The following is a 23,137-nucleotide window of genomic DNA, read 5'->3' on the forward strand; positions in this document are numbered from 1 at the left end:
CGGCTAATGGGCGCCGGCGCTGTCCCACACCTCGAGCATCGAGCGCAGGATCTCCTCGGCGCGGCCGAGGCCGCCGAGGTGGCTCTCGCCCGGCATCGGGAACAGCTCGGCGTCGGGCAGCCGCGACACCACATGCTGTCCGTGCGCATAGGGCACGATGTGGTCGGCGTCGCCGTGCCACCAGCGCACGTGCACCTTGACCTCGTCCAGCCGGAATCCCCAGTCACGTGCGAAGGCGACGACGTCGTAGAACGGCGCCGCCATCTGCCTGCGGCTGCCGTTGAGCAGATCGTCGAGAAACATCGCCTTGATCTCCGGTCGCGCGAGCAGAGCACGGTCGGCCGGCGGCGACACCAGCCCGTAAAGGTCCGCCGCGGGGCCTCCGAACGGGCGGATGAATCGAATCAGCGTAGTGGCAACCATCCCGATCGGTACCTTCGCCACAGCAAGGATCGGTGCGACGCGTGTTCCGAGATTCCCCATCAGGCCGCCGCCAATACTGTCGGCGCCGACCGTGGGTGCGACCCCGCCGACGACGCCTGCCGCCACGACGCGCTCGGGCATCGCCGCCGCGCACGCCAACGTGTAGGGGCCGCCGCCGGACAGACCGACCACGGCCATCTTGTCGATGCCGAGGACGTCGGCGATGGTGCGCAGATCCTCGGCAAACTCGAGAACGTTCCCGTACTGATGCGGCGTCGAGGACCCGATGCCCGGCCGGTCGATGCCGATCAGCCGGATGTCTGCTTCTTCGGCGTACGCCCGGGCCTCGATGGGAATCTGTCTGCGGGCCCCGGGGGTGCCGTGCAGCCAGAAAATGGTTCGTCCCTGCGGTGCGCCGAACTCGGCGAACCCGATCTGGCGGTCACGGCCGACGGCGATGTTTCCTTCGAGCTTCGGGCGTTCAATTGCGACAACCATGCCCAGAGTGTCGCATGTCGGCCGCAGCGGTCTGTCGAGCGTCGGTGACTTCATGGCGCATCATGGCGTCATGGCCGTTGACGAGCTGGACGAGCTCTACACAGTCAAACCCGAGGAGTTCACCGCGCTGCGCACCGATCTCGCCGCCGCGGCCAAGAAGCGCGGCGACGCTGCGGCGGCGAAGCGGATCTCTGCGGCGCGCAGGCCGACCACAGCGGCATGGGTTGTCAACCGGCTCGTGGGAAGCAACGACGACGTCAAGCGTTCGCTGACCGATCTGGGGGAGCGGCTGCGCGAAGCGCACGCAGCGATGGACGGCGCGGCCATCCGCGAGCTGTCGGCCGAGCAGCGGTCTCTTGTCGAAGAGCTCGCCCGCGCCGCGTTCGACGGCGCAGACATGGCGGATCCGTCGGCAACGGTGCGCGAGGATGTCATTTCGACGCTGCAGGCCGCGGTCGCCGATCCCGACGTGGCGGAACGACTCGGCCGGCTGGCCAAGGCCGAACAGTGGTCGGGTTTCGGCGATTTCGGTGCGACGACAGCCGTACTCACATCCGCGCGCGGCCACGACCGGTCCAAAGCTGCGCGGCCGTCGCAGCGGCCTTCCGACGAGCGCCAGCGCGAGAAAGGCCGCCGCCCTTCCGAAGACGCCAAGGACGCCAAGGACGCCAAGGAAACGGCTGAGAGGAAAGCGGCACTGGCCGCAGCCGAACGCGCCAAAGGCGACGCCGAGAACGCGTTGTCGGACCGACAATCGGATCTGGCGGTCGCCAGGTTGCGTCGTGACGAGATGCGGAAGCGCCTCTCGGACGCCGAAGGTGCCCTGGCAGCGGCCGAGGGCGCCTATGCCGAAGCCAAGCAGGCCAGTCGTGACGCCGCCGAAACGGTCAGGGATGCGAAGGCGCGGCTGACGCAATCCAGGCGCGCCAGGTGATCAGCCGATCGCGGCCTTGGCATCGGCGAGATTGTCCGCCCCCAGCACCAGACGGGTGTTCGTCGCGAGGTACACCAGGGTGAGGTTGACCTTCGCTGCGCCGAGTTGGTGCGTGATCTCACCGAGGGCACCCGGCCGGTCCTCGATCTCCAGAACCAGCACCTCCTGCTCAGTGGCGATTTTGACTCCCGCGGCTTGCAGCGCTTCGAACGCAGGCGTCGCGTCGTCGACGAGGATGTGAACCTCGGCCTGTCCGCCGCCGCTCGCCACCGCACACAAGCCGGCGATGTTCGCGCCCGCTTGGCCGAGGACGTCGCCGACGCGGGCAAGTTCTCCGGGATCGTCGTTCAAATAGAGCGTCAGGTCGGTTGCCATGACCGGCTCCTTTCATACCGATTAACGACGATCATGCTCCGACGGCGGCGGCCATACCCGACTCCTCGCGAAAACACTGCCCGGCACATCCCTGAAGCAGCGCAGCGGGCATCCGTTGCCGGTTCGCAACCCTGGTCGCGTTCCCACTGATCTGCGATACTGCGACGATGCGACGCGCATTGCTGGTCTTTGCCGCCGTGCTGGCCATGCTCGTCAGTGGATGCGGTTCGAAGATCAATCCCGATGGCGCCGCGAAATCGGTTGTCGAGGTCGTGTCGAAGCAGACGAAGTTCAAGCCGAAAGACGTCAGCTGTCCGTCAGGAGTGGACGCGAAAGTCGGCGTCGAATTCGACTGCACATTCACCGGGCCCGAAGGCGTCGAGTACACCGCGCACATGAAGGTGACGAAGGTCGAGGGCGACAACGTGGAGTTCTACGTCGAGTCCAAGCCCAGTTGATCCTGCTAGCGGGCCACGTCGCGGTATTCGATCATCGGCTCTCGCTTGATGACGGTGCTGCCTGCGGTGACTCTCAGCTCGCTTCGGTTGACGGCGTAGAGGACACCGGCCCTTCTGGCCAGGAAGCCACGCGCCGAACCGATTGAGGTGGTTGATGCGGTTGTCCGCAACACGGCCGCATCGCTGAGCCGGACACCGAGGTAGGTGTACCGGCCGGGCTGTTCGCCACAGATCACCACGAGCGAGCCAGTTGTCCGACCGATTGCGGATGCAGGCTGCGATCGGGGGCATCGCGCAGGCGAATTGAGGAAACCGCTGTCGTCGTAGGGAAACGGCGCCGGCGCAGCGGTTCCCGGCGAAGAACCACGAGAACGGTTCGGCGACTGCGTCGTTGGTTCAGTGTTCGTAGTCGGCGACGGTAGCCGAGGATCCGCAACTGGTGTCGAATTTTCGGTCGTCCCCATCGCGATCAGCCCACCGAAGCCGAGCGCGGCGACCAACGCTGCTGCGAGCGCGCCGACGAGAAGCCGCTTCCGTGCTGAAATTCGTTGTTCCGCAATTGTTTTCCGGTGCAGAGGTTGTTTGCGGTGCTTGCCTCCGGCGGGCAACCGACGAAGCGACGTCGCAGGTTTGGTAACCAACCTCGCTCCCGTCATGCAGCATCGTCACAAGCCGACAGCCGTTCGGCGCGGTGACTATTCTGCACGACACGATTGCGAGAACTACGGACGCTCACCGTCGTTCGAGCGGTATGTCAAGCCGGGCTTGTCCGTGGCTACGCACCGCGAATGCACTGGCACCCGACCGGGCAACCGGTGTTATCCCCGCGACGTGATGTGACGCCCGGCCGCGGCCAACTGGCGGGTGTTCGCCGCAGGCCGTGACCGCAATTTCCGCCGGGGATGACGCTTATGCGAGGAGTGGCGGCGGCGGGGGCTCGGCACCGGGAGGCGGGGGCAGCTCGGCACCGGGAGGCGGGGGCGGCTCCGCACCGGGAGGCGGGGGCAGCTCAGCCGGAGGCGGAGGGAGCTCACCAGGCGGTGGGTCGAATCCGACCGGAACGATGACGCCCTCCGGCGGCATCGGCTCGCCGGGCGGCGGGGGCAGCACGCCTGGCGGAAGCTGCTCGTCCGGCGCAGGAGCCGCGGGCGCCAGCTCGAGGTACATGTGCTTGGCGAACTGATTTTGGTACGCGCCTCCACCACCGACCCTGACTCCACCGCCCTCGCCGGACGAGACCGGCGTTCCGTCGGGGAGGGTGGCGGCGGTGTGGCCGCGGTTCCATCCGACGTTCAGGGCGCCCGGCTTGGTGCCGTACTGGAAGCCTCGGGCCTTGAGAGCGCCTTCGATATTGCCGGTGTTGAACCGGTCGCCGTAGACCGGACGACCGGTTGCGGCGTTCGTTACGAATGACACCAAGCCAGAGCAGTCCGTTCCGCGCGGCGAATCTCCACCGGAGATGTAGGGCGTTCCGGACAGCTGCTGGACAAGCGTCAGCAGTGATGCGGTTGCGACAGCAAACATGACGTCGGACAGTAACAGAGGTGCAATTCGACCTTCAAAATCTGTGACGGTCTTCACAATTCGGTTGTGCAGTGGCACCTTTCACTTTGTGCGATAAACGAACTTGGTTGAAAAGCAATGCTTTTCGCGCTCGAAGCGGTTATCTAGCTGAGCGCTCGGCCGAGCGTAAGGTATGTATTACGTTGCAAAGAAACAGGTTTCGTTGTCGTTCGTGATCTCCAGGCCGATCTGGCGAATTTTCCGCCATCGACGCGGTTGCTGTCAATCAGTAAACGCCGCGGCAACGTGCAGTTTCAGCAAATTACCCGTGCTGACCATCTATATGCAGCCAAACGGATGCCTGTTGAGCACATGCAGCTGATTGGTTGCATATAGTGCGACAATGAGCCGATGGACGACGTCTTCAAGGCGCTGGCCGACCCGAGCCGCCGTGCTCTGCTCGACAGCCTGAACGAGCGAAACGGACAAAGCCTGCGCGAGCTGTGTGCACGGCTGTCGATGACCCGGCAGTCGGTGAGTAAGCATCTGGCGGTCCTCGAGGCGGCGGACCTTGTCAGCACACGACGCCGCGGCAGGGACAAATTGCATTTCCTCGACGCCGGGCCGATCAGGGCGATTGCCGACGGCTGGATCAAGCGGTATGAGCGGGCGCCTGCGACGCCATATCCATGGGCGGGGTGGCACGATGCACCGAGTCATCCGTAGGCCAGTAATAGAGGAATGCTCTGCTCGGCCGTCGTGACCGAGCCGTGGTGGCCGACCAGGGACGACTCGAGCGGCTCCACCGTGCGACGGACCATGGTCGCCGAGTCGCGGGCGGCCGCGACGACATCGCCGATGCGGGCGCGGACACCATCGCCGATGCGCGCGCCGAACCAGCCGGCCGCGATCGCCTCGTCCCGCGAGGCAACCCAGGCCCGGTCCGCGAGCACCTCCCGCCACGTCGCGAGCACCGTTTCGGCTGCGCCGTCGTCGGCATAGACATATCTGGCCCGCGGTTCCCCGCCGATCGCGGCCACGCCGTCGAGCAGGGCTGCGCAGCCGTCGATGTCCACCACCTCGTCGTCATCGACGGCCACCATGCCGTGATCGGCCACGACCGCGAGCAGCCCGCCGGGCGGCAGGCCCTCGACGAGAGACTCGACCAGCCGGTCGACCTCCCTCAGCTGCATCCGCCACGCGAGCGAGCCGGGACCGTAGAGATGACCGAGCAGGTCGACCTCGCCGTGGTAGCCGTAGCAGAAGCCGCCGCCCGCGACGGCGGCCCGCACGGCGGAGGCGAGATCGCCCAGCGCATGAACCCCCACGTACTCACCGCCGCGCAGGATCGCACGGGTCAGCCCGGAACCGCTGAACTCCGCGGGGGAGACGACGCTCACCTCGACGCCTGCGCGGGCAGCCCGTTCGAAAGTCGTCGCCATCGGCTGCACCTGTTCCGGCGGCGCCACATCACGAAGGTCGTCGCCCCACGGGTGGGGGCGCCACCGCAACGGGTTGATCACTCCGACGCCCGGCAGCCGGAATGACAGCCCCACCAGACCGTGCTCGCCGGAGCGACAGCCGGTGCCGACGGCGGCCAGCCCGGCCACCGTGGTAGATGGGAACCCGGCCTGCAGTGTCGGCCCGCGCAACCCCGCCATGACCGGGGCATCGTCGACGTGGGCGTCGAGCAATTCCGCCCCGAGACCATCGATCAACAGCACGCACGCACCACGGACGTCCGCGGCCAGATCGATGCGGCGTTCGAAACTCGTCACACCCATCGCCGCCAGCACCGATGGCACCACATCCGCCAGATGAGGGGTGTGCGCGTCCGGCTGTGGCAGGTCCACATCGCGAGCCTGCCATATTGTTTTCGGTATGCCGCTGCGGATATTCACGGTCGCGGGCATCGGGCTCACGATGTTGCTCGCTGCTTGCACGCCGTCGAACCCGACGGCGGCGCCCACTGCGGCCGCGGGCAGTAGGCCGCTCGCCACTCCCGCCGCCCAACAGTCGCCGGCCCCCGACGATAAGACGTTCTCGATCGGCCCGGCCGCCACCGACACCATCGGCGGATACCTTCCCGACGGGCAGACCATCTCGCCGTTCGACGCGACCAACCCCGTGATCGCCTGGCTGGACTCGGCGTTGCTGGCAGCGATCGAAAAGGCGGCCCGCGCTGCCGAGGCCGACGGCGTCGGCGTGCAGATCACATCGGGCTGGCGCACAAAGGGTTTCCAGCAGCGGCTGTTCGACGACGCGGTGCGAACGTATGGAAACGTGGGGGCCGCCCAGCAATTCGTCGCCTCGCCCGATGCGTCGAGGCACGTCCTCGGCAAGGCCGTTGACGTCGGGCCGGTGGACGCCGATAACTGGTTGATTCGCAACGGGTCTCGGTTCGGTCTGTGCCAGATCTACGCGAACGAGATCTGGCACTTCGAACTCGCCGCCGACGAACACGGCGGCTGCCCTCCGTTGCGGCCGAACGCGGCAGGCTGACTCTCCTCAGCCCGATTCGGCCGCGATGCGGGCCGCCACGTCGGAGGCTATGGCCAGTGACTCGCCGTCCTCGGCCGCGTCGTAGCGGCCTGCGACTCGGTCGTAGCGTGCGCCCGCGATAGAGGCGTGGTCGGCCTCGAGTTCCACCAGCTCGACGGGCCATTCATGTTCTTCGAGGTCCGCGGCGAATCGACGGCTGGCCGAGACCGGCACCACGTCGTCCCTGATTCCGTGAAGCAGGACGAACGGCGATCTCGTCCCGCTGCCCGCCAAGGCCGAGGCCGGCTCGCGGCCGGAAATCGGGTCGGGTGCGGTGAAGGCGCCGGCCAAGCAAACGGTCCGCCGCAGAAGGACCTCATGGCGCGCCGCGTGCGCGGTCAGTCCCGCCGCGGCAAGCCCTCCCATCGACCAGCCGACAAGTGTGAGGCCATCGGAAGGGTCACCCGCCTGCTGCGCGAAGCGCAACGACTGCAGCAGATCGCCGCGGCCCCCGTCGTCGGCCTGGGAATCCCAATCCGGCACGACCACCGCCAGCCCGTGCGCTGCCACGCTTTCCGCGAGTGGCCGGACCGAAGCTCGGGCGTTGCTCTGCATGCCGTGCCAGATCAGTACGGTCGGGTGCGCCGGGTCACCGAAAAGGTCGACCAGCCGACCAGCCGCGTATTCGACGGTATCCATACCGTCGAGGCTACGTCGCGAGGCGCCGTCATCTGCAGGCACGCTATTGCCATGTGGCGGGGCGGATAACACGGCGCAGTCCGCGGTCCCAGGGCAGCATCGTGCCTAAAACGCGTCCGTGTCAGCGGATTAGGGATTTCAGGAGGGTGCTTGTACCAGCGCCTGTACCATCGCGGCATGTCGCGAGAGGACAGCCTCTCCAGCCGGTTCGACTACCTCTTCGAGCCCCTCGATGACGAGGAGTCGATCGACGACGCCCCCGGTGGCACATCCCGGGCGGACGACCGCACGGCACCGCCGAGCGCCGCACCCGTACGGCTGGCCTTTGCGGCCTTCGTCCTCGGCACGCTAGGGGTGGCCGCCGTGGTCGCCGCCCTGCTGCTGCAGCAGCCCAACAGGACAACCGATCGTGTGCAGATTCCGCTCGATCCGTCTCCGTTGTCGACTTCGATCGTCGTGTCGAGCCAGGCAGTCCCCGTTCCGCCGCCGCCGGACGCTGCGGAGCAGCAGCCGACCGAGGCCCCGCAGACCATCGAGTCGGTGCCCGAGCAACAGCTGCCCGCCCCAGCGTCCTCGGCCGAGACGGGTGCGCCTGCGACGCGGACAACCAACTCGCCGGCCACAAGGGCCCCCATCAGCGTGGCACCCGAAATCCGCGCACCCGTCCCCAGCCAGACGCCCGGAGGCCACGGCGGCGGAGGCCACGGCGGCGGCGGACTGCTCGGAGGAGGGCTGCTGTGATCTCGGCACGTGAATCTTATGAGCGGCTGCGAGACGCTCATGTCGACGCCGTGCAAGGCGCGCTGCAGGACCACATCGGCCGCCTCGGTTGGTCGCGCGAACAGATCGAAAACCATCAGATGCAGCGGCTGCGCTCACTGTTGGCCTACGCCAAGGTGCGGTCGCCGTTCCATGCACGGCGGCTGAGCGGAATCGACCCGTCGGCGATGACTGCCGCAGACCTGGCCGGCGTGCCGATGATGACCAAAGCACAAGCCCAAGACGAGTGGGATGACATCGTCACGGTGCCCGACCTGAGCCGGAAACGGGCCGAACAGGTTCTCGCCGAACAGCTTTGGTTTTCCTACACACTGGGCGACCAGCAAATCTTCAGTTCCGGTGGGTCCAGCGGCGTGCGCGGCGTCTACGTATGGGACTGGCACTTCTTCGTGTCCATCGGCTGTCTGGCATGGCGCCAGCAGGCACGCGAAGAGCGCGCGGCGCCGCACGCGCCCGCCAGGCTCGCTGTTCTTGCGGCCGGCATGCCGCCACACGCCAGCACGCCGCTGTTCGACGTGCCGACTGCGCCGGGGATGGAAACCATCGTCATACCGGCTGGGGCGCCGCTCGACGAAACCATCGCAGCTGTTGCCGCGGCAGACCCCACGCACCTGGTGGGCTATGCCACCGTGGTCGGGCAACTCGCGCGCGCGTCATTGGCAGGACAGCTCGATATCCGTCCCGTCCGAGTGAGTACGAACTCCGAGCCGCTGCTCGACGAGGACAGGCAGGCCATCCGGGAGGCGTGGGACGCCCCGGTGCACAACCTGTGGGGGTCCACCGAGATCGGCGTGCAGGCGGTCGGTTGCGCACACGGCAAGGGTTTGCACGTGTGCGAGGACGAGGTCGTGCTGGAACGCGTCGACGAAACCGGCGCACCGGTCGGCCCCGACGAGCCTGCCGCCAGAACGCTCGCCACCGGCCTTGCCAACCGCACCTTCCCGTTCATCCGGTACGACCTGGGCGACCAGGTCGACTGGCTGCCTGGCCAGTGCGCGTGCGGAAGCGTGTTCGCGCGGGTGGCCGACATCGGCGGCCGCCGCGATGACGATTTCCGCTACGGCACCGCCACGATTCCGGCCAGCGTGTTCCGGCACGTACTCGGCACCGATCCGCGCGTCTCCGAATACCAGGTGCACCAGACTCTGCGCGGTGCCGATGTGCTCATCGTGGGGGCACCGGACGGGGATGCGCTGGCGCCGGCGTTGGCGGCCGCGCTGCGCAGGCACGGGCTGACCGATCCCGAGGTGGACATCCGTGTCGTCGGCAGACTGCAGCGCCATGAGTCGACCGGCAAGCTGAAACGTTTCGTTCCGCTTGGCTAGTCGCTGACGAAACAACAATCACCGAGATCGGACGGTTTTCCCGCGCGCGCACCCCGCTAGCGTGGAATCCTCGCAGACGACCGGCAGAAGGGAAGCCATGCCCGAGGACTTGCAGGGACAGGCAAAACTGTTCGATGCGCTGACCACCAAGGGCACCGCATTCACCCGCGAGGAGCGCGAACGATACGGCCTGCTGGGTCTGCTGCCAACGGCGGAAAAGACACTCGATCAACAGGTCGAACACTGCTGGCACGAGTTCTCAACGCGCCGAGACGATCTCGACAAACACATCTATCTCCGCGCGTTACAGGACCGCAACGAAACCCTGTTCTACCGTGTCCTTGCCGACCACATCTCCGAGACGATGCCGATCGTCTACACCCCAATCGTCGGGGTGGCCTGCCAACGCTTCAGCGAGATCTACCGGCGACCGCGCGGACTGTTCGTGTCCTACCCGGACCGGGACCGGCTCGCCGAGGTGATCAACAACCGGCCCCACCGCAATCCCGACGTGATCGTGGTGACGGACGGCCAACGCATTCTCGGGCTCGGCGACCAAGGCATCGGCGGAATGGGCATCCCGATCGGCAAGCTGTCGCTGTATGTCCTCATCGGCGGGATCGATCCCGCCCGCACCCTGCCGATCGTCCTCGACGTCGGCACCGACAACGTCGAACTCCTCGAAGACCCGCAATACCTCGGCTGGCGCCATCGGCGGATCAACGACGACGACTACTACGCCTTCATCGACGAATTCGTCAAAGCCGTACAGGAACAGCTGCCCGACGTCCTGTTGCAGTGGGAGGACTTCGCCACCGCGCACGCGCAGCCGATCCTCGAGCGGTACCGCGACAAACTTCTCACCTTCAACGACGACATCCAGGGCACCGCGGCAGTGACCCTCGGAGCGCTTCACGGGGCATCGCAGGTAGCGGGTCGTCCGCTGTCGCAGCAGCAGGTCGTGATGCTGGGCGCGGGCTCGGCGGGCATCGGTGTGCTCGGCATGGTGGCGCGGGAGATGGTGGCGCAGGGGCTGTCCGAAGCGCAAGCCGCAGAACGCATCTGGGTCGTGGACGTCGTGGGTCTGCTCACCGATGACAGAACCGACCTGTCGCCGGGACAGCGACAGTTCGCCCAGCCGGCAGGCCGGGTGGCGGGGTGGGGCCTGTCGGGTCATGCCCAGCTCGCCGACGTCGTGCACAACGTGGATGTCGGAATCCTGATGGGGTTGTCCACTGCGGCGGGCGCCTTCACCGAAGAGATCGTGAGGGAGCTCGCGGGCAAGACGGAGCGGCCCATCATCTTCCCGTTGTCGAACCCGACCAGCCACGCCGAGGCACATCCGGCCGAGTTGGACGCGTGGACCGATGGGCGCGCGTTGATCGCGACGGGATCGCCGTTCGCGCCGCTGGAACGCGACGGGGTGACGCGGCCCATCGCCCAGTGCAACAACGTGTACATCTTCCCGGCAATGGGGTTGGCGGTGACCGCGGCTCAAGCCACCAGGGTCACCGACAACATGATGAGGGTCGCGGCCGCCACGCTGGGTGACGCGTCGCCCGCGCTGACGGATCCCAATGCGCCGCTGTTACCAGCCTGGTCCGATGTTCCCGGCATCGCGCTGCGCATCGCTGCGGCCGTCGGCCGACAGGCGATCGCGGACGGCGTCGCGCCTGCGCGCAGTGACGAAGAGCTGTCCGAACGCATATCGCAGGTGCACTGGAAACCGGAATATCCGGCGTAACGAGCCGCCTACCGTCGCCTGCTGTAGCGCTGAACGAACCGGCGCAAGATCGTCGGCGGGTACTCGATATGTCGTTGCCGCGCAGCCGCTTTCAACGAATCAGCCGACTCGGGTGCGAAATAGCCGTAATTCTTGTACACGTCGATCCTGGTCAGGATGCCCTCGAGATCCAGCTCGGGGTGGAACTGGGTCGCGTAGGTGTTGGTGCCGACCCGGAACGCCTGCACCGGGCAATCCGGTGACGATGCCAGGCACACCGCATGCGGAGGAAGGGAACTGGCCGCCTCCTTGTGACCGCCGAACGCATCGAACACGTCGGGCAGCTCTGCGAACAGGGGTTCGTCGCGACCGGCTTCGGTCAGCGTGACCGTGACGGCGGCGACCGGCTCGGGGTAACTGCGGTCGACCGTGGCACCGATCACCGAACCGAGCATGCCCACGCCGTAACAGCAACCGAGGAACGGGAAGTCACGGTCGACGATGTCGGAGATCAGCGACAGCAGGTCGGACTCGGCACGAATCTGCGTCGACGATTTCGTCTCTGGTGGATCGCTTGCGTTGTAGGGTCCGCCGCCCAGGATGACGCCCGACCAGTCATCGAGGTCAATCGGCCCCAAAGGCCTGTGCGTGAGGCGGATTCGGTGCATCCCGTCCTCGTCAAGTCCGCCGAAGCGCATCATCGCGTGATACTCGTCGTCGGCCGCGGCATCCTCGCCGCGTATCGACAGCAGCAGAAAGGGGGCGAGGTCGTCGTCTGTCGGCATTCGAATCTCGTTTAGGAACCCGTCAGCAGAAGCCGAAACAGCCACGGCGCCTTGGCTGCTCGCCGGGTGAGTTGCCAGGAACGGCCGAATCGCTGCCGGGTATCGGCTTCGTCGCCCCAGGAGCGACGCTCATCGGCGCCCTTGTGACGTCGACCCTCGGTTTCTGCGCCGGCGTCGGCTCGCTGTAACGCGGCGAATACTGGCGCTGTGGAGCGGAATACGTGGGTTCGGCCGGCGGCGGCGGAGGTGGTGGTGCAGGGGGTGGCGGCGGGGGAGGAGCGGGTCGGGGCGCGCTGGCCGCCGTCGGCGTAGCCGTGCTCGGTGGCTGTGGTGCGCTCGTCGGCGCCTCGGTCGACTGTTCGGCCGTCGACTCCGGGCTCCGGAAGGCCAGCCAGCCTGCGCACACCACTGCGGCGATGATCGCCGCCACGAGTGCGACGGCGGCGGGCTTCCTGCGATACCAGGTCTGCGACCCGGTCGCGGCGAAGTCGAGGGCAGGTGGGAGGTAGGAGCCTTGCGCGTCGGGGCGCGCACGCAACGGAGATTGAACGAGTGCCGCAGTCGCCGGTGGGACTTCCGCAGGTGGGTCCCACCCGTAGGAGACGGGCGTCTCGGTTACCTCATACTGCGCCGACGCAACCTCCACGTCGTCCCATCGGGGCTCGACGGGTTGATCGGGCACCAGATCGTAGACGTCGGCGGGCGGAGGCGGCACCTCGCTACTTCCGGCAAGCGGGGCATCCTCGTCGGGCAGGCCGTAGCCGACGGGCGCGACATCGCCGATGACCGGAATCGGGTCGGTCGTCGGTTCGTGATCGACGTAAGGCGCGGCGGTCTCGGCCGTTTCGATCCGGTTGTATGTGAAGTCTTGGTCAGGTCGGCCGCCGGCGTCGCCCGGTCGCGCATGTCCCAGAGTCGTCAACAGGGCCTGATCGGCAGCGCGGCGCAAGGCGCGACGTTCCATCAGCCGATTGACACGCCCCATGCAGGCAAGCCTAACGGGACGCGACACCCAGCATGTACGCCGATACGAAAAGACCGCAGGCGGTTCTCAGTCCTCCTTGCGGATCAGCCGCATGAGTGCCTCGCGGTCGGGCGCGAGAAGTTCTTCGATGCGCGGGTGGTTCACGTCGGCGACGATCACCTCTCCGACATCCTTGTTGACGTCGCGGAAGATGCCGTGCGACTTCATCTTCTCGGTTTGATACACGTTGTCCTCCGTCGGCTTGATGTAGTACACCGCGTCGGCCTTGAACCGGTGAATCAGCCATAGATGGATCAACGTCATCAGCCGCTTCTGCCGCAGCTGCTCGGCGAACGTGTTCTGGTCGCGCACCGTGAGGATGCTGCGACCGTTGCGGTCCTTGATGGGATCGACGAGCACATTGGCCAGCTTCTCGTCGCCGTGCGCCCCGCCGTGGATGCCGAGCTCGAGCACCTCGCCACCAGGACGCAACGGACGGAACTGAATGCGGAACTTCTCGCCGAGGTCGTAGTGCTCGCCCCACAGCGACAGCCATTCCTCCAACAGTTTCTTGGGCACCTCGGTCTGCACGAGATGCTGATGCTGGGTCGAACCCTCGCCCATGGACTTCGTCGTCGCCGTCCGTCCCGACGACGCGGCAAGCGCGGCGTCGCTGCGCGGTCCGCCGACGAGCGTCTGCGGCGTGCGGTAGGGCGACTCGACAAGGCGCATCTTGCGCTGCAGGCGGGCCAGAGACAGCATGCCGTCCTGTTTGAGCGCGCCCGCGAACTCCTCGGCGGCGACGCCGTCGATCTGGTGACCGCCGTAGGTCATGAAGTTGAAGACGAAGCCCATCTTGCCGATCTCCTCTGGGAAACGGCGCATCTCGTCGTCGCTCATGCCGGTGGTGTCCCAGTTGAACGAGGGCGACAGGTTGTACGCCAGCATCTTCTCCGGGTACACCGCATGGATCGCATCCGCGAACTGCTTGGCGTCGGCGAGGTCCGCGGTCTTCGTCTCCATCCACAGGATGTCGGCGAACGGTGCTGCGGCAAGTGATTTGGCGATCGCGTACGGGATGCCGCCACGCAACTGGTAGTAGCCCTCCGGTGTTTTCACCCGCTCGCAATCCCAGCCGGCGTCAGCACCCAGCGCCTTGGCCTTCTCGCGGGCCTCGTACAGCGAAGCTCGCTCTGCGAACTTTCGCCATTCCGCGGCGGTCATGGCGAGTGATTCGCCTTCCCGCTCGCGGAATTCAATCAGGTCGGCGACCGCCTCGCCGTAGGTCTCGAGCCCGGCGTCGTTCTGCCAGGCCTCGACAAAGCGCGATTCGACGTTGTCGAAGAGTGCGTCGACCGCCTCGTCGCCGTCCTGCTGCCAGCTGGTGACCGCATCGGCAATGAGAGCCAGAATGCCCTGACGCTCAAGCCAAGTGGTTGCGGTTGCGTACTCGCCTTCGGGCAGTGCGTACAGCAGATGGCCGTTCAGGTGCGTCATGCCGGACTCGTAGAAGCTGCGCACCATCGCGAGGAAGCAGGATTTGTAGGACGGAATCTTGAGGTTGGTGACTCCCAACAGGAACGGCTGGTCGCGCTCGTCGGCACGACTGTCGATCAGGTTGGCGGCCTCCGCATCGGTGCGCGCGACGATGATGCCCGGCACCCCCATGATGTCGAGTTGAAACCGGGCGGTGTTGAGGCGCTTGATCTGTTCGTCCGAGGGGACGAGAACCTTGCCGCCCTGGTGGCCGCACTTCTTCGTGCCGGGACGCTGGTCCTCGATGTGGTATCCGGGCACGCCTGCCTCGACGAAACGGCGAATCAGGTTGCGCACGTGTGGGTCTCCGCCGTGTCCGGTGTCGGCGTCGGCGATGATGAACGGGCGGTAGTCGACGGCAGGGGTCGCGGCGCGCTGGTCGTCGGTCATCCGTAAGCGCAGGTATTGCTGGTTGCGATCGGCGGTGAGCAGGGCGCGTACCAAACCCGCTGCCTCGTCGGGTACCTGACTCAGGGGATAGCTCGCGAGGTCAGGACCCGGGTCCTCGGTGGTGGATCCCTTGGCCGACGTCGCCCAGCCACCGAGGTAAATCCCCTCGATGCCAATCCGCTTCATTGTCACGGCCTGGCCCGGCGAGTATGGCCCGAAGGTGGTGATGCTCTTGTGCTCGGCGAAGAGTTCGCGCAGGCGGTCGTAGAAGGCCGCGGCGGCCAGGCGCGCCACCGGGTAGTCGGTGGGTATGGTGCCGCGCTGCTCTACGACCTGGCGCGCCGAGTAGAGACGGATGATCCCGTCGAAGCGGGGGCTGTCGAAGTACCGCTGCACGGCGGCGACATCCTGCTCGAAAGGGGCTTGGGGCTGTGCATCAGCTTCGACGATTGCCATGGGTCAACACTACGACGCACGTTTCACCGAATGGGGTGAAACCGCACGCCTGCCTTCGGCTCAGAACGCGAATTGCTGACCACCGTCGATGTCGAAGGTGGCGCCGGTCAACGCGGTATTGATCATCAGGTGAACGGCCAGAGCGCCGACGTCCGCGGCGGTCACCACCCGGCCGATCGGTAGCTTGGCCCGCAGTTCGCTCCGCCGCTCCTCCAACCGGTCTCCGAGCAACGAGGCCGACAGCGGGGTGTCCACGAAACCGGCGGCGATCAGGTTCACGCGAATCGGCGCGAGCTCCAGCGCCAAGGTCGCGATGAACGGTGGCAGCGATGCGGTCGCCGCCGAAACGATCCCGATGTCCCTGCTCACCCGCCGGCCGCCGGTTCCGCCCATGAAGACCAGGCTGCCGCCGGGGCGCATCCGGCCAACCGCGCTCCTGGCAACCTCCAGGTCCAGGCCCACGTGATCGCCGAGAGCATCGCGCACCTGCGCGGCATCCATCTCCATCAGCGGGCGGTAACTCGGTCCACCCGCGGTCACCATCACATGGTCTATCGGTTCAGCCAGACCGTCGAAGAACCACCGCAGAGCCGCGGCGTCGGTGGCGTCGAACGCGGCAGTGCGCCAGCCGCCGACCTCAGCTGCTGCTTTGTCCAGCCGGTCCCGATTGCGGCCGGTGAGAATGACCTTCGCGCCTTCTGATTGTGCGCGTCGAGCAGTCTCGAGGCCGATCCCCGCGCTGCCGCCGACGACGACGACGGTCTGGTCCTGCAGCTCTGCTTTCGTTCCCATTTGTCAGAGTGTGGCGACCTGCGGCGGATGCGACAACGCAGCCCTCACGGTCCGCGTCAGCTCATCGGCGAGAACTTCAGGTTCGCCGGCGAACAGACCATCGAGTGCCTGCGCGGCTACCTCCGCGGGGTCGGCCTTCTGGTCGGCGGGCACGAACTCCGCCATGTCCGTGTCCATGAAGCCGACGTGCAGTGCGGCGACGTGGATGCCGCGCGGTGCGAGCTCCTCGCGTAGCGCATCGGTCATCGCCCAGCCCGCCGCCTTGGCCGCGGCATAGGCGCCGAACTGGCCGGCATGCACCCAGGACAGCACCGAGAGCACATTGAGGATCCCGCCGCCGCCGTTGCGCTCGATGACCGGAACGAATTCACGGGTCACCTGCAGGGTGCCGAAGTAGTGGGTTTCCATCTCCAACCGGATGTCGTCCATGCGCCCCGACAACAGGTTCGACCCCGTCGATACGCCCGCGTTGTTGACGACCACGTTGACGTCGGACGCGACTTGTGCTGCGCGGCGGATCGATTCGGGATCGGTGATATCCAGCTGGACCGGTATCACCCCGGGCGCGTTGACCGTTTCCGGCCGTCGTGCGCCGCCGTAGACCTTTGCACCGCGCGCCACCAACTCCTCGGCGAAGCGCTTGCCGAGACCTCGGTTCGCGCCGGTGACCAACGCGGTGATCTGGCCGTCTTTCAGGGTGATCGCGTTCATGTCCATGCCTTCCGGTTGCTGTTCTGTACCAAACAGTCAACAACACAGGCGTGGGGCTATTCCCCGCCGTGCAACGCGGCTTGCAGCCCACGGGGGTCGGCGACGGTGACGGTGAGCGCCGAGTGGTCGCGCAGGCCGATGACACGCTTGATCTTGTCGTGGAAGTGGATGCACAGCCCCGCACGGGGGTTCGTCCCGAACGTCAGACCGTCGTCTGCGAATGAGATTCGGGGGCCGACCGCCGTCCACCATCGGTAAGGACCTGCGGCGTGCGTCTCGGCGATGTTGGCCACCGGCGTGTCCACCTTAAGCAGACCGAAGGTCGCGACGAACCGGCCGTCATCGGTGACGGTGACGCCGTCGCGCCACGGCAGCGCGCCGCCTGCCAGCCACATCGGTGCGAACCGTCGGTCGAAGCGGTAGGGGAAGAACTCGCTCACCACGTAATGCAAGCACAACGGTCACCGTTGCGTCACGGTATGGCCTCTGTCTGACGATGTGCCGTGCGGCGTATGGCAGCAGGCGAATACGGGTTGTAAAAGTAGCTGTGGTGAACCTCGCCCGCAGAGAAAGCGAACGCTCGACATGAAACGGATCTACGCTCTGGCCCTCGGCCTTGTCGTGTTGTTGGGGACGCCCGGCCTGGCGGCCGCTGACATCACCCGGCCGCTCAACAGCCAGCAGGTCGTCCAGTATGTGATCGCGCGTGCCCTTTCCCAGCGCGGAGTGCCGTTCTCCTTCGGCGGGGGTGACGCGAACGGGCCGACGCGTGGCAGCGGCCCGACGGACAACGCGCTCGGGTTGGACCGCGCCGGCCGTGTCGTCGGTCTCGACCCGGCCGCGAGCGTCGTCGGCTTCGACGCTTCGGGACTCGTGCTGTATTCGTTCGCGGGCGTCGGAATCAAGCTGCCCCGGTCATCGGGTGCGCAGTACAACGTCGGCCGCAAGGTACTGCCGCAGCAGGCTCTTCCCGGCGATCTGATCTTCTACGGCCCCAACGGCAACCAGAGCGTCGCGTTGTTCATCGGCAATGACCAGATGGTGGAAGCCGGTGATCCGGTCGTGACGGTCTCGCCAGTCCGGACCGCCAACATGGCGCCCTATCTGGTTCGCGTCATCGCCTGACCCACCCTTGACGGGGTAGTCGCGTACGTCACCATGGGGTGTATGACCGTATGTCCGGGCGCGGACCCGCAGCTGTACCGGCCGCGACCGGAACTCGCGGGCTTTGTCGAGTACTTCGGGTACTGGCAGCGCGAAACGGGTGAGCCGCACCGCAGCCGGGCGCTGCCGCGGGGAGCGGCGACCGTCATCATCGACGTCAGCGGTCGACAACTCGTCGACTTCTATGCAGCCGACGGCCACACCCGACTGACGGTGCCGCCCGCCTTCATCGCGGGCGCAGGCACAGCGTCATACGTCACCAGCATCGACGCGTCACAAGCCGTCGTGACAATTCATTTCCGGCCTGCGGGCGCATTGCCGTTCCTGGGAGTTCCGCTCGGCGAGCTGGAGAACTCGTGCGTCGGCCTCGACGGACTGTGGGGCCGACACTGGGCATCACTGCACGAACGGCTCATCGCAACGCCGTCGCCTGCGGATCGGGTTGCGCTTCTCGAAGCATTCCTGTTGCAGCGGTTGAAGTCTCACGATCAAGATCCTCACCGCGGGGTGAGGACCGTGCTCAGCGCCATCGCACACGACCCGTCGATGCGCATCTCGGAAGCACAGACGATGACCGGACTCTCGCCGCGGCGGCTCGCGGCGGCATTTCGCGCCGAGGTAGGGCTGGCGCCGAAGTCCTATCAGCGGGTGCGACGGCTGCAGGCGGCGCTGAGCATGCTGGACGCCGGTGCCGCACACGGTGCCACGATCGCCGCCGACCTCGGCTACTTCGATCAGGCTCACTTCGTCCGCGAGTTCCGGTCCTTCACGGCGATGTCACCGACGCAGTACCTCGCGCGCCGCTCGTGGCTGCCCAGCCATGTCGAACTCGCTGCCGCATGCTGATGATCGGGCCGGCAGAATTATCCAAGCCGGCCACCCCGTGGCACATCGATCATTGAGCCATGGACCGAACGAGAGAAGCTGTTGCGGGCACTGGCCTCCTGGTGGCGGCGATCCGCGCCATGGAGTCCACCCGCGACGACCGGCTTTTCACCGACCCGTATGCGGACAGGCTCGCAGGCGAAACCGGCCGGGCGCTGCTGGCCGCGGCCATCGCCGAGACGGGGGAGCGCTCGATGGTTCAGATCGTCGTGCGCACCCGGTTCCTCGACGATGCTCTGCTGCGGGCGGTTCGCATGGCCCACCAGGTCGTCATCGTCGCCGCCGGCATGGACGCGCGCGCATACCGGCTGGTCTGGCCCGACGGTGCAGTCGTCTACGAACTGGACCAGCCCGCGGTGATCGCCGCCAAAAACGACGTGCTTGCCAATGACGAGCCGCGGTGTCGCCGGGTCGCGGTCGCCGTCGACCTGGCCGACGACTGGCCAACCGCGCTGACGGAATCCGGCTTCGATCCGAACGCACCGACGGTCTGGCTGATCGAAGGCCTGCTGCAATACCTCGACGAGGACGCCGTGCGGACGCTGTTCGATCGCGTGAACCGCTTGTCGGCGCCCGGGTCGACCCTGCTGTACGACGTCGTCGGCAAAACGCTGCTCGAGTCGCCGATGATGGCGCCGCTGGTGAAGGCGATGGCAGAGCACGGTTCACCGTGGCTCTTCGGTACCGACGAACCGGGGGATCTGGCCGAGCGCCATGGCTGGTCGGCCACGGTCACCGACATCGCCAAACCGGCCAACGAATGGCACAGATGGTTTGCACCCGCGGCACCGGCGGACGTGCCCGATGTTCCCCGCGGCTACTTCGTCGAGGCGACCCGGCCGCAGCCACCCGCCGAATAAACCCCGCGACTTCGGGGTGTCCGGCTCCGTAATCTCGGCCAGATGGCGGTTCTTACGGCTCAGCACGACGACTTTCCCCGGTGGTACCAGGATGTGCTCACCAAGGCGAAGCTTGCCGAGAACGGCCCGGCCCGCGGCACCATGGTCATCCGCCCGAACGGCTACGCGATATGGGAGCGGATGGCCAACGAGGTCGACCGGCGGATCAAGGCCGCAGGCGCTGCGAACGCCTACTTCCCGCTACTGATGCCAATGAGCTTCTTCGAGCGCGAGGCCGAACACGTCGAGGGGTTCAGCCCCGAACTCGCAGTCGTCACACACGGCGGCGGGAAGGAACTCTCCGAGCCGCTCGCCATCCGCCCCACCAGCGAGACGGTCATCGGCGAATACATGGCCAAATGGATCGACAGCTACCGCGACCTGCCGCTACTGCTCAACCAGTGGGCGAATGTCGTGCGGTGGGAGCTGCGGCCCCGAATCTTTTTGCGCACCACCGAGTTCCTGTGGCAGGAGGGCCATACCGCGCACACCACCGAAGTCAACGCGCGGCAGTACGCCCGCCGAATCCTGCACGACGTCTACGCCGACTTCATGCGCAACGTGCTGGCCATGCCCGTCATCGTCGGCCGAAAGACGGCGCGGGAGCGCTTCGCCGGCGCTGCGAACACCATGACGTGTGAGGCCGTCATGCGCGACGCCAAGGCGCTGCAGATGGGAACGTCGCATGAACTCGGCCAGCGGTTCAGCCGGGCGTTCAGCATCGGCTACCGCAGCGCGGAGGGGGCCTCGGAACTCTGCTGGACGACGTCATGGGGTTCGTCGACGCGCATGCTCGGCGGGCTGATCATGTGTCACGGAGATGACTTCGGTCTCGTGCTGCCGCCGGCGGTCGCGCCGGTCCAGGCGGTCGTCGTGGTCGCCAAACACACCGACGGTGAAGCCGCCCGCACCGCGTCGGCTCTCGTCGACGACCTAGGGCGGCACGGCGTGCGGGCGCGCCTTGACGACGACGTCGACCAGAGCTTCGGCTGGCGCGCCACCGAATGGGACTTGCAGGGTGTGCCGGTCCGCATCGAGATCGGCCCGCGCGACATCGCCGAGCACGCCGCCGTCCTGTACCGGCGCGACACCCATGCGAAAACCACGGCGAGGCTGGACGCTGTCGTCGACGATGTGCACCAGCTGATCCAAAGCGTGCAATCCGACATGCTCGAAGCGGCAACGGCACGACGCGATGCGCTCATCTGCGACTGCACGACGCTCGATGCGGCGCGCGAGGTGGCGCAGACCGGCGTCGCCCGCGTGCCGTGGGGTGTGCTCGGCGACACGGGAGAAGAGACTCTGGCCTCGGGCGGCGTCACGGTGCGGTGCCTCCAGCGCGAGGACGGGACGCTGCCTGACACCGACGACGACGCAGGCGCGCTGGCATATGTCGCGCGGGCCTACTGACTCATCTGTGTACGGCTTGCAGGGTGCCGTCGACGATGAGTGCGCGCAGGCCCCTCCGGTTCAGCTTTCCGCTCGGCAGCGTCGGTATCTGATCGCTGGTCGCAAGCACCCACGTCGTCGGAACTTTATACGCTGACAACTGTTTTCGCGCGCGGTTGGCGACCGCCTCCAAGTCGATGCCGGTGGTGGTCGGCACCACGACCGCACACACCTGCTCGCCACGAAGAGGATCGTCGATTCCGACCACGACGCACTGTGCCACGTCGGCGAACTGCTCGACGACCCCCTCGACCTCCAGGGGCGACACGTTCGCGCCTGCGGCCTTGATGAGTTCGGTTGTGCGACCGACGTAGAACAACCGCGGGTCGCCGTCCCTGCGGTAGACCCGGTCGCCGGTGTGATACCAGCCGTCGGCGTCGAAGGTCTCCCAGCGTTCACGTTTGTTGTAACCCGCCATCACGCCGATGCCCCGGATGTGAAGCTCGCCCACCGTCCCGTCGGAAACCGGTTGACCGTCGTCGTCGACGATGCGCATCTCGGTGAAGGCGAAGCTGCCGGCGGTCTCGGACATGGTGCGGTGCACCGGGAATCCGTCGGGCACATCGGTCATCGCGATGTCCAACGGGCCGTCGCGCAGCATCGGCGCGCTGGACAGGTCCCGGCCGGCGAAGGATGGATGCTCGCGCAGCCGCTGGGTGAAGGCGGGCCAGCCGACGATTCCCGTCGCCCGTTCGTGCTCGATCAAATCCAGCGCTGCGGCGGCGTCCAGCCTGGGAAGCACCAGCAGCGTGACGTTTTCGTGCAGTGCGCCCGTGGTGGCCAGTAGCCCGCCGACCCAGAAGAACGGCATCGCGCACAGGATCGCGGCCGACGAGTCCGAGCCGGTGACCGCTCGGATGGCGCTCGGCCACGTCGATGTCTGGCGGACCAGGGTGCCATGGGTGTGCACGACACCCTTGGGGTCTGCGGTTGATCCCGAAGTGTGAATCATGACCGCCGGATCAGCGGGCGAAACCTGCTCCTCGGCAGCGCTCAGAATGTGTTCCGGCACAAGGGCGTCGGCGTCACCGGTCCACTGTGTCGCCCAACGCCGATCCGTGTCGGTGGTGAGCACGATCCGACGCAGGTAGGGAGCCGCAGCCAGGGTGAGCCTGCTGCCCGACTGGCTCGTCAACTCCGGTATAGCCGCCTCGAAACGCTCGGCGACGTCGATGTCGAGAACACGGTGCGGAGCGACCAACAGCGCGATGTCTGCGAGTCGCAACACTTTTGCGAGTTCCACCGGCGCATACAGCGTGCTCAGCGGAACCGCCAGTGCGCCGATCCGTGACACGGCCAGCCACCACACGATCCAGTCCACCCCGTTGGCGAAGTAGATCCCCACCCGGGTGCCCTTGCCGACGCCCTCGTGCAGCAGCCTGCGGGCGACATGCGCCGACCTCGCGGCGGCCTCTTCGTACGTGAGTCGGTCTGTCGGCGTGATGACGTAGGCCTGCGAGCCGAACTCACGCAGGCTTCGCGCCAGGAGTGCGGGCACCGTGTGTCGAGGTTCGGTCACCAGCCGATCTTCTCCGATCGACGTGACCATGACCACAGCCCCCGGTTAGTGCAACTGGGCGTAACAGTAACTTACGATATGGCCATGGCCGCCGACACACGTCTCGATTCCACCGCTAGCCGGGGACTACTGCAGATCGAGGACTGCCTGGACGCCGACGGCAACGTTGCGCTGCCGCCCGACGGGACGCTGATCTCGCTGATCGAGCGCAACATCGCCAATGTTGGCGACTCGGTGGCGTACCGCTACCTGGACCACACGAGATCGGAGTCGGGGTCCGTCACCGAGCTGACCTGGACGCAACTGGGCAGGCGGATCCGCGCCATCGGCGCCCGGGTGCAGCAGGTCGCGTCCCGAGGAGACCGCGTGGCGATACTCGCCCCGCAGG

Annotated in this window: 23 protein-coding genes and 2 pseudogenes; 12 read left to right on the forward strand and 13 right to left on the reverse strand. The window is 66.7% G+C overall.

Annotated features, from left to right (window positions below; all coding sequences use genetic code 11):
* Positions 1–3: 3 nt before the first annotated feature.
* Positions 4–921: an alpha/beta fold hydrolase gene (locus tag QOJ24_RS18410; RefSeq protein ID WP_526263759.1), complete on the reverse strand. Its 918-nt coding sequence runs from the start codon at positions 919–921 to the stop codon at positions 4–6.
* A 70-nt stretch (positions 922–991) separates the two neighbouring features.
* Between QOJ24_RS18410 and QOJ24_RS18415 the strand changes: the two genes are divergently transcribed.
* On the forward strand, positions 992–1,855 hold the full coding sequence (locus tag QOJ24_RS18415) for a hypothetical protein (RefSeq protein ID WP_526263761.1): 864 nt from the start codon (positions 992–994) through the stop codon (positions 1,853–1,855).
* Here QOJ24_RS18415 and QOJ24_RS18420 read toward each other — a convergent pair whose 3' ends face one another.
* The gene (locus tag QOJ24_RS18420) at positions 1,856–2,230 is read right to left on the reverse strand and encodes an ACT domain-containing protein (protein WP_526263763.1); all 375 of its coding nucleotides are present in this window, start codon (positions 2,228–2,230) and stop codon (positions 1,856–1,858) included.
* A 167-nt stretch (positions 2,231–2,397) separates the two neighbouring features.
* On the opposite strand from QOJ24_RS18420, the gene QOJ24_RS18425 reads away from it, so the two are divergent.
* On the forward strand, positions 2,398–2,688 hold the full coding sequence (locus QOJ24_RS18425) for a DUF4333 domain-containing protein (RefSeq protein ID WP_526263765.1): 291 nt from the start codon (positions 2,398–2,400) through the stop codon (positions 2,686–2,688).
* 5 nt (positions 2,689–2,693) lie between these two features.
* Here the strand turns inward: QOJ24_RS18425 and QOJ24_RS18430 are convergent, their stop codons facing one another.
* Positions 2,694–2,927 carry a hypothetical protein gene (locus QOJ24_RS18430; RefSeq protein ID WP_526263766.1) on the reverse strand — a complete coding sequence of 78 codons (234 nt, stop codon included), beginning with the start codon at positions 2,925–2,927 and terminating at the stop codon, positions 2,694–2,696.
* A 670-nt stretch (positions 2,928–3,597) separates the two neighbouring features.
* On the reverse strand, positions 3,598–4,212 hold the full coding sequence (locus QOJ24_RS18435; protein WP_526263768.1) for a peptidoglycan endopeptidase: 615 nt from the start codon (positions 4,210–4,212) through the stop codon (positions 3,598–3,600).
* Positions 4,213–4,602: 390 nt separating this feature from the next.
* On the opposite strand from QOJ24_RS18435, the pseudogene QOJ24_RS18440 reads away from it, so the two are divergent.
* Positions 4,603–4,869: pseudogene (locus QOJ24_RS18440) on the forward strand (ArsR/SmtB family transcription factor); the annotation flags it as partial.
* 38 nt (positions 4,870–4,907) lie between these two features.
* On the opposite strand, the gene QOJ24_RS18445 reads toward QOJ24_RS18440, so the two are convergent.
* Positions 4,908–6,044, reverse strand: coding sequence for an alkaline phosphatase family protein (locus QOJ24_RS18445; RefSeq protein WP_526263770.1), 1,137 nt, complete (start codon positions 6,042–6,044; stop codon positions 4,908–4,910).
* A gap of 28 nt (positions 6,045–6,072) precedes the next feature.
* Here QOJ24_RS18445 and QOJ24_RS18450 point away from each other — a divergent pair, with 28 nt between their 5' ends.
* The gene (locus tag QOJ24_RS18450; RefSeq protein ID WP_526263772.1) at positions 6,073–6,693 is read left to right on the forward strand and encodes a M15 family metallopeptidase; all 621 of its coding nucleotides are present in this window, start codon (positions 6,073–6,075) and stop codon (positions 6,691–6,693) included.
* 6 nt (positions 6,694–6,699) lie between these two features.
* Here QOJ24_RS18450 and QOJ24_RS18455 read toward each other — a convergent pair whose 3' ends face one another.
* Positions 6,700–7,371: an alpha/beta hydrolase gene (locus tag QOJ24_RS18455; protein WP_526263774.1), complete on the reverse strand. Its 672-nt coding sequence runs from the start codon at positions 7,369–7,371 to the stop codon at positions 6,700–6,702.
* A gap of 177 nt (positions 7,372–7,548) precedes the next feature.
* Here QOJ24_RS18455 and QOJ24_RS18460 point away from each other — a divergent pair, with 177 nt between their 5' ends.
* The 3 genes from QOJ24_RS18460 (at position 7,549) to QOJ24_RS18470 (ending at position 11,220) form a co-directional block, all read left to right on the forward strand.
* A complete protein-coding gene (locus QOJ24_RS18460) occupies positions 7,549–8,112 on the forward strand; it encodes a hypothetical protein (protein WP_526263776.1) in 564 nt (187 codons plus the stop codon).
* On the forward strand, positions 8,112–9,476 hold the full coding sequence (locus QOJ24_RS18465) for a phenylacetate--CoA ligase family protein (protein WP_526263816.1): 1,365 nt from the start codon (positions 8,112–8,114) through the stop codon (positions 9,474–9,476). Before QOJ24_RS18460 ends, QOJ24_RS18465 begins: the two co-directional genes overlap by 1 nt.
* A 61-nt stretch (positions 9,477–9,537) precedes the next feature.
* Positions 9,538–11,220, forward strand: a complete 1,683-nt coding sequence (locus tag QOJ24_RS18470) for an NAD-dependent malic enzyme (RefSeq protein ID WP_526263778.1) — start codon at positions 9,538–9,540, stop codon at positions 11,218–11,220.
* Positions 11,221–11,228: 8 nt separating this feature from the next.
* On the opposite strand, the gene QOJ24_RS18475 is transcribed toward QOJ24_RS18470, so the two are convergent.
* The 6 genes from QOJ24_RS18475 to QOJ24_RS18500 all read right to left on the reverse strand — a co-directional run bounded on the left by QOJ24_RS18475 (position 11,229) and on the right by QOJ24_RS18500 (position 17,273).
* Positions 11,229–11,984 (reverse strand): glutamine amidotransferase, encoded by a 756-nt coding sequence (locus QOJ24_RS18475; protein ID WP_526263780.1) that lies wholly within the window; start codon positions 11,982–11,984, stop codon positions 11,229–11,231.
* A 22-nt stretch (positions 11,985–12,006) separates the two neighbouring features.
* Entirely contained in the window at positions 12,007–12,969 is a 963-nt protein-coding gene (locus QOJ24_RS18480) for a hypothetical protein (protein ID WP_526263782.1), read from the reverse strand.
* A 66-nt stretch (positions 12,970–13,035) separates the two neighbouring features.
* Complete coding sequence (aceA, locus tag QOJ24_RS18485) at positions 13,036–15,330, reverse strand: isocitrate lyase ICL2 (protein WP_526263784.1); 2,295 nt, start codon at positions 15,328–15,330, stop codon at positions 13,036–13,038.
* A gap of 60 nt (positions 15,331–15,390) precedes the next feature.
* On the reverse strand, positions 15,391–16,122 hold the full coding sequence (locus QOJ24_RS18490; RefSeq protein ID WP_526263785.1) for an SDR family NAD(P)-dependent oxidoreductase: 732 nt from the start codon (positions 16,120–16,122) through the stop codon (positions 15,391–15,393).
* A 3-nt stretch (positions 16,123–16,125) separates the two neighbouring features.
* Positions 16,126–16,833, reverse strand: a complete 708-nt coding sequence (locus tag QOJ24_RS18495; protein WP_526263787.1) for an SDR family oxidoreductase — start codon at positions 16,831–16,833, stop codon at positions 16,126–16,128.
* Positions 16,834–16,889: 56 nt separating this feature from the next.
* The gene (locus tag QOJ24_RS18500) at positions 16,890–17,273 is read right to left on the reverse strand and encodes a hypothetical protein (RefSeq protein ID WP_526263788.1); all 384 of its coding nucleotides are present in this window, start codon (positions 17,271–17,273) and stop codon (positions 16,890–16,892) included.
* Between the two features lie 145 nt (positions 17,274–17,418).
* On the opposite strand from QOJ24_RS18500, the gene ripD reads away from it, so the two are divergent.
* Genes ripD through proS form a run of 4 tightly spaced genes read left to right on the forward strand, consistent with a single transcriptional unit; the run spans position 17,419 to position 21,191 of the window.
* The gene (gene ripD / locus QOJ24_RS18505; RefSeq protein ID WP_526263790.1) at positions 17,419–17,958 is read left to right on the forward strand and encodes an NlpC/P60 family peptidoglycan-binding protein RipD; all 540 of its coding nucleotides are present in this window, start codon (positions 17,419–17,421) and stop codon (positions 17,956–17,958) included.
* A 42-nt stretch (positions 17,959–18,000) separates the two neighbouring features.
* Positions 18,001–18,843, forward strand: coding sequence for a helix-turn-helix domain-containing protein (locus QOJ24_RS18510; RefSeq protein ID WP_526263792.1), 843 nt, complete (start codon positions 18,001–18,003; stop codon positions 18,841–18,843).
* Between the two features lie 59 nt (positions 18,844–18,902).
* Positions 18,903–19,742: an SAM-dependent methyltransferase gene (locus QOJ24_RS18515; protein WP_526263794.1), complete on the forward strand. Its 840-nt coding sequence runs from the start codon at positions 18,903–18,905 to the stop codon at positions 19,740–19,742.
* A 42-nt stretch (positions 19,743–19,784) separates the two neighbouring features.
* Positions 19,785–21,191 (forward strand): proline--tRNA ligase, encoded by a 1,407-nt coding sequence (proS, locus tag QOJ24_RS18520; protein ID WP_526263796.1) that lies wholly within the window; start codon positions 19,785–19,787, stop codon positions 21,189–21,191.
* A 1-nt stretch (position 21,192) separates the two neighbouring features.
* Here the strand turns inward: proS and QOJ24_RS18525 are convergent, their stop codons facing one another.
* Positions 21,193–22,779 carry a class I adenylate-forming enzyme family protein gene (locus QOJ24_RS18525; RefSeq protein ID WP_526263798.1) on the reverse strand — a complete coding sequence of 529 codons (1,587 nt, stop codon included), beginning with the start codon at positions 22,777–22,779 and terminating at the stop codon, positions 21,193–21,195.
* 54 nt (positions 22,780–22,833) lie between these two features.
* On the opposite strand from QOJ24_RS18525, the pseudogene QOJ24_RS18530 reads away from it, so the two are divergent.
* A pseudogene (locus QOJ24_RS18530) lies at positions 22,834–23,137 on the forward strand (fatty-acid--CoA ligase); the annotation flags it as partial.

The sequence above is a fragment of the Mycobacterium sp. genome, assembly GCF_032159775.1.
GTDB lineage: Bacteria > Actinomycetota > Actinomycetes > Mycobacteriales > Mycobacteriaceae > Mycobacterium.

Excerpts from the sequence above, each read along its gene's own strand:
- QOJ24_RS18410 (WP_526263759.1), bottom strand. The coding sequence starts at position 921 with ATGGTTGTCGCAATTGAACGCCCGAAGCTCGAAGGAAACATCGCCGTC.
- QOJ24_RS18415 (WP_526263761.1), top strand. The coding sequence starts at position 992 with ATGGCCGTTGACGAGCTGGACGAGCTCTACACAGTCAAACCCGAGGAG.
- QOJ24_RS18420 (WP_526263763.1), bottom strand. The coding sequence starts at position 2,230 with ATGGCAACCGACCTGACGCTCTATTTGAACGACGATCCCGGAGAACTT.
- QOJ24_RS18425 (WP_526263765.1), top strand. The coding sequence starts at position 2,398 with ATGCGACGCGCATTGCTGGTCTTTGCCGCCGTGCTGGCCATGCTCGTC.
- QOJ24_RS18435 (WP_526263768.1), bottom strand. The coding sequence starts at position 4,212 with ATGTTTGCTGTCGCAACCGCATCACTGCTGACGCTTGTCCAGCAGCTG.
- QOJ24_RS18450 (WP_526263772.1), top strand. The coding sequence starts at position 6,073 with ATGCCGCTGCGGATATTCACGGTCGCGGGCATCGGGCTCACGATGTTG.
- QOJ24_RS18455 (WP_526263774.1), bottom strand. The coding sequence starts at position 7,371 with ATGGATACCGTCGAATACGCGGCTGGTCGGCTGGTCGACCTTTTCGGT.
- QOJ24_RS18460 (WP_526263776.1), top strand. The coding sequence starts at position 7,549 with ATGTCGCGAGAGGACAGCCTCTCCAGCCGGTTCGACTACCTCTTCGAG.
- QOJ24_RS18475 (WP_526263780.1), bottom strand. The coding sequence starts at position 11,984 with ATGCCGACAGACGACGACCTCGCCCCCTTTCTGCTGCTGTCGATACGC.
- QOJ24_RS18480 (WP_526263782.1), bottom strand. The coding sequence starts at position 12,969 with ATGGGGCGTGTCAATCGGCTGATGGAACGTCGCGCCTTGCGCCGCGCT.
- aceA (WP_526263784.1), bottom strand. The coding sequence starts at position 15,330 with ATGGCAATCGTCGAAGCTGATGCACAGCCCCAAGCCCCTTTCGAGCAG.
- QOJ24_RS18490 (WP_526263785.1), bottom strand. The coding sequence starts at position 16,122 with ATGGGAACGAAAGCAGAGCTGCAGGACCAGACCGTCGTCGTCGTCGGC.
- QOJ24_RS18495 (WP_526263787.1), bottom strand. The coding sequence starts at position 16,833 with ATGAACGCGATCACCCTGAAAGACGGCCAGATCACCGCGTTGGTCACC.
- ripD (WP_526263790.1), top strand. The coding sequence starts at position 17,419 with ATGAAACGGATCTACGCTCTGGCCCTCGGCCTTGTCGTGTTGTTGGGG.
- QOJ24_RS18510 (WP_526263792.1), top strand. The coding sequence starts at position 18,001 with ATGACCGTATGTCCGGGCGCGGACCCGCAGCTGTACCGGCCGCGACCG.
- QOJ24_RS18515 (WP_526263794.1), top strand. The coding sequence starts at position 18,903 with ATGGACCGAACGAGAGAAGCTGTTGCGGGCACTGGCCTCCTGGTGGCG.
- proS (WP_526263796.1), top strand. The coding sequence starts at position 19,785 with ATGGCGGTTCTTACGGCTCAGCACGACGACTTTCCCCGGTGGTACCAG.
- QOJ24_RS18525 (WP_526263798.1), bottom strand. The coding sequence starts at position 22,779 with ATGGTCACGTCGATCGGAGAAGATCGGCTGGTGACCGAACCTCGACAC.